At 27.8% G+C, this 4,279-nt stretch carries 4 protein-coding genes; all 4 read right to left on the bottom strand.

Annotated elements, in window-relative coordinates:
* Nucleotides 1-550 precede the first annotated feature (550 nt).
* A complete protein-coding gene (locus BM384_RS17825; protein WP_175537429.1) occupies nucleotides 551-727 on the bottom strand; it encodes a hypothetical protein in 177 nt (58 codons plus the stop codon).
* A 73-nt stretch (nucleotides 728-800) separates the two neighbouring features.
* Nucleotides 801-1,415, bottom strand: coding sequence for a DUF305 domain-containing protein (locus BM384_RS15845; RefSeq protein ID WP_175537428.1), 615 nt, complete (start codon nucleotides 1,413-1,415; stop codon nucleotides 801-803).
* A gap of 280 nt (nucleotides 1,416-1,695) precedes the next feature.
* Nucleotides 1,696-2,037 carry a zinc ribbon domain-containing protein YjdM gene (locus tag BM384_RS15840; RefSeq protein WP_090015053.1) on the bottom strand — a complete coding sequence of 114 codons (342 nt, stop codon included), beginning with the start codon at nucleotides 2,035-2,037 and terminating at the stop codon, nucleotides 1,696-1,698.
* Between the two features lie 70 nt (nucleotides 2,038-2,107).
* Nucleotides 2,108-4,039 carry a molybdopterin-dependent oxidoreductase gene (locus tag BM384_RS15835; protein ID WP_090015051.1) on the bottom strand — a complete coding sequence of 644 codons (1,932 nt, stop codon included), beginning with the start codon at nucleotides 4,037-4,039 and terminating at the stop codon, nucleotides 2,108-2,110.
* Between the last annotated feature and the right edge of the window lie 240 nt (nucleotides 4,040-4,279).

The raw sequence follows: 4,279 nt of genomic DNA, 5'->3' as shown, positions 1-4,279 counted from the left end.
TCCTCATAGGGATAGTCTGCCCTTTTTTAGGTCATATTATTAGTAGTTATCCTAATTTTACTATTTTTAATTCTCTAATCTATATTCAATTTTTTTAAGATCAATTATGCTCATCTCTAACAACATAAGTATATTATATCTTATATTCCTTTACTTATCATTAAATACTGGCTGTATAAAACTTAAAGACCGGAATTATAAAACTAATCCGACCTTTAAATCTCTCATTTTAATTTTTACCCATAATTACTACCTAGTTGAAACTTCTACGAATGTTCTTACCCAAAACTAAACCCAAAACTATTTATGAACATTTTTCCGCTTTTTTCAATAAACATTTTTTATTTCTATATCATTTCAACTTCTATTTTGTCGAAAATCAACTACTTTTTTAACTTTTTTTAATAAAGTCAAATAAATCATTCTGCTGCTTTCGACAGTATTTCTATTTTTTTGAATTTATTTAAGTTAATTAAAAAGTTTTTTCTAAAAAGAATTGTTAGGTAATATTTACTAAAATGTATTTTTGTTTTAACATGTCAATTCGACATTATTCACTTAATAATTTTTTCATTTTATTCTGAACAAGCCATAATTTCTTTTGTTTTCTGTTAAAAGACACCATTTTGTTTTTATTATTTTTATTTAAGTCAATTTGTTTTATGTATTCAGCATCTGCAATCTTTAATGCCTCATTAATTACTTGAAGTTCGTCCTTCGCAAACATACTATATCTCCTCCATATCAATATTACTTATTTATAGTACATTTATACCATTTAAAGTTCAAGTAATGAAAAGCTAAAGAACCTCTTTAATTACTTTCAAATCATTTTTCATATCATTACTTACTTTATTTGCTATATCTCTTACTTCTTTATTATCACTTAGTTTTAAGAATTCTTCTGTAATATCTATAATTCCATTATGATGTATACTTATAAAACTTAAAAAATTATCATCAATATTTTCTGAAATCTCTACTTTCTGAAAGTCATCTATCATTTTATTTAAATTAATATCAAATACCTCTAAATATTTCTCTTCTAACTCCTCATTCTTTTCTACATTGTCTTTTAAATTTTCTATAACAGATTTTATATTATTTATATATGATGTTTCTCTTTCTATATACCCTTCAGCTACCCCTTTAACTTTATAGCAGTTAGCATGATTTACATATGCTTTAGAAAATTCTATTTCTCCTTCACTTAACATAGCAATTTCATAAAGATAATCTAAATTTAAATCTCCACTCTTAGGTATACATCTTATCATTTTAGACATATGATATATGCTACTTTTATATTCTTTTATATAATCTTCAATATCCTCTCTGCCATAAGCATTACTCCCTGAAATAAACAGCATTATCATGCTTATTATTAAAATTAAAAACCTACCTTTTCTATTCATATTTATCCTCCCAAAAAACATGATTCACAATATAGAATTTGTAATAATGATTCTTTTTATACATTTTTCTAGAATAAAGTGGCTGACGCCACTCTTTTCAGCGTAGGAAGCAGCTTTGTTTGCGGCCTACAATTATTTTTTAATGCATTTGACAACTTCCATATGATAAAGCCAGTCAAAATCAGTGTTTAACATCAAAAAAATTTTACATTTTCCTATGCATTAAAAATAGAGGCATACCTAAATTTAATTCGATATGCCTCTTCATATTTAATCTCAACTATAATTTCTTAACGAACTCAGATTTTAAGCTCATTGCTCCAAATCCATCAATTTTACAATCAATATTATGATCTCCATCTACAAGACGTATATTTTTTACTTTTGTTCCCTTCTTTAAAGCTGAAGAACTTCCCTTAACTTTAAGATCCTTTATTATTGTTACTGAATCCCCATCCTTTAAGATGTTTCCATTTGAATCTTTAACAACTAAAGTATCTTCTTCGTTGCTTCCTTGAAGTTCAGAATTCCACTCATATCCACACTCTGGGCATATAAGCATGTTTCCATCTTCATACGTATACTCTGAATTACATTTTGGGCAATTTGGTAGTTTGTCCATTAATTAATTCCTCCCTAGTTCATATTTTAACTTCTTTATACTAACATAGAGTTTTTTCTTTTACAAACCTTTATATTTCTGAACTTATCTCTACAAATGCTTCATTATATGTAACTTGTCCACCAAAATCAGAAATTCCTGACTCAATTAGTACATTTGGATTTCCATGCTTGTACCACCATCCTACATACATCATGACTAACCCATCAGCTACATTATTATCTATCTTCAGTCTTGATTTTATTTCTCCTTTAGATGATTTAATCAAAACTAACTCACCATCTTTAATGCCTCTACTAAAAGCCTCCTTTTCATTTATGTATATCTCTGACACTCCAGATTTATCCATAAAGTGTGGACTAAATAAAGCATCTTTACTATGAGTAGTAATTAACCTTAATCCTTTTTTACCTTTTGCATTTCTACCCTTAATAACATCCCTATTAAATAATATTTCAAACTTACCAGACTCAGTTAAAAACTTTTTATCCTTCCAAGCAACTCCTTCATGTATTGTATAATAGTTGCCTCTTATATAATCTAAAGAAACATTTGAATCATACTCTAATAGTGGTTTAATTACTTCTGATAAGTATTCTTTTTTATCAACATAAGGATAGTTATCCATCTTAAGTTTTTCTGCCACTTTTCTAAAGAAATAATATTCATCCATTAGTATATCTTTAGGTTCAACAGCTTTTTCTATATACGTAAGGTATGGATTTGTCATAGAACTAAATAACAAATCTTCCCCTTCAAACACTGTTGTTGTTGGAATAAATAAATCACATACTTCAGCTGTATCAGTTAAAAATTGATCAAAACATACCTTAAATTCAATCTTATTAAAGGCAGATTTAAGTCCCTTTACATCTGGAAGCTGATTTATCAAATTGTTTTTAACTATTACAGCCATTTTTATATTATTATCAATAATGTGTTTACCTATATGACTTGTAAAGAACTCTTTATTATTAGCATAACTTTCACTATTATAAGGATCTAAATTTAATACTCCTGGATAAACTTTATTAGCGTAATTAACTCCGCCTCCACTCACTCCAATCTGCCCTGTTATTGCAGCTAAAGTATCTATAAGTAAAATTGTATTTCCTCCATGTTTATATTTTTGAAGTCCATATCCTAATAATATTGTGGAATATAACTCAGTGTATTTTTCCACAAGAAAATCAATGGTTTCTAGAGTTACTCCAGCTTCTTTTGCAAGTTCATTAATATCAAATTCATCTAATAATAATTTATAATCTTCAAAGCCATTTACAAAATTATTAATATAATCTTCATCATATTTCTTTAACTCTATAATTCTCTTTCCCATAGCTAAAGCAAGTGCAATGTCTCCTCCAGCTTTAATTTGAACATAATAATCAGCTTGCGCAGCTGTTGCAGTATAAATTGGATCTATTACAATGACATAGCTTCCATTTCTTTTAGCCTTATTTATCATTTGCATTGTGTGTATTGTTGTATAAGCGGGATTTTTTCCCCATACAATTATATTTTTGCTGTTAAGCATATCTTCTAATGAATGACTTTTTACATCCCCAAAATTTCCATTCTGTGCCTTAATTCCTGCACTCCAACATGGTCCTCCCTTTTGTTTAGAACAACCTCCATAAAAATTAAAAAATATGTCTCCTATACTCTTTAATAAACTTCCGCTTCCATATTGTTCATAATAAAGTATAGATTCAGTACCTGATTCTTCTTTATATTTAGCAAGTTTTTTTGCCATTATATCAGTGGCTTCTTCAAAGGAAATTTCTCTCCACTTCCCATTTACCTTAAGAAGAGGTTTAAATTGTCTTTCAGGATGGTTATGTCTATCTAAATGCATAAACCCCTTTTTACAAATAAAGCCCTTTGTATAAGGATGTTCCTTATCTCCTTCAATCTTAATAACTTTATCATCATCAACATAAACATTAAATCTACAGCAATCAAAGCAGTCTAATGTACAACCTGAACTCAACTTCTTCATCTGTTCCCTCCATGTTTTAATCTAAAATCTAATAATTGTTATATTTAAGTATACACTAAATTATGAATTATTTAAAAAAGTCTTAATCTTATAAACTAATATTTATTAACATATCTCCCTTTATCTAAATATACTATGATAATGCATTTTTACTTGAAAAATTTTACAGTCAAGTAACCAAACAGAAGCCTAAGCTATTTTTAATGACTCAAAAATTTCTTCTATCGGCGTACCGCTTGC

It is taken from the genome of Clostridium sp. DSM 8431, assembly GCF_900116755.1.
Lineage (GTDB): Bacteria > Bacillota > Clostridia > Clostridiales > Clostridiaceae > Clostridium.
The sequence above is the reverse complement of the archived record's forward strand: the minus strand, read 5'-3'. Positions and strand labels throughout refer to the sequence as shown.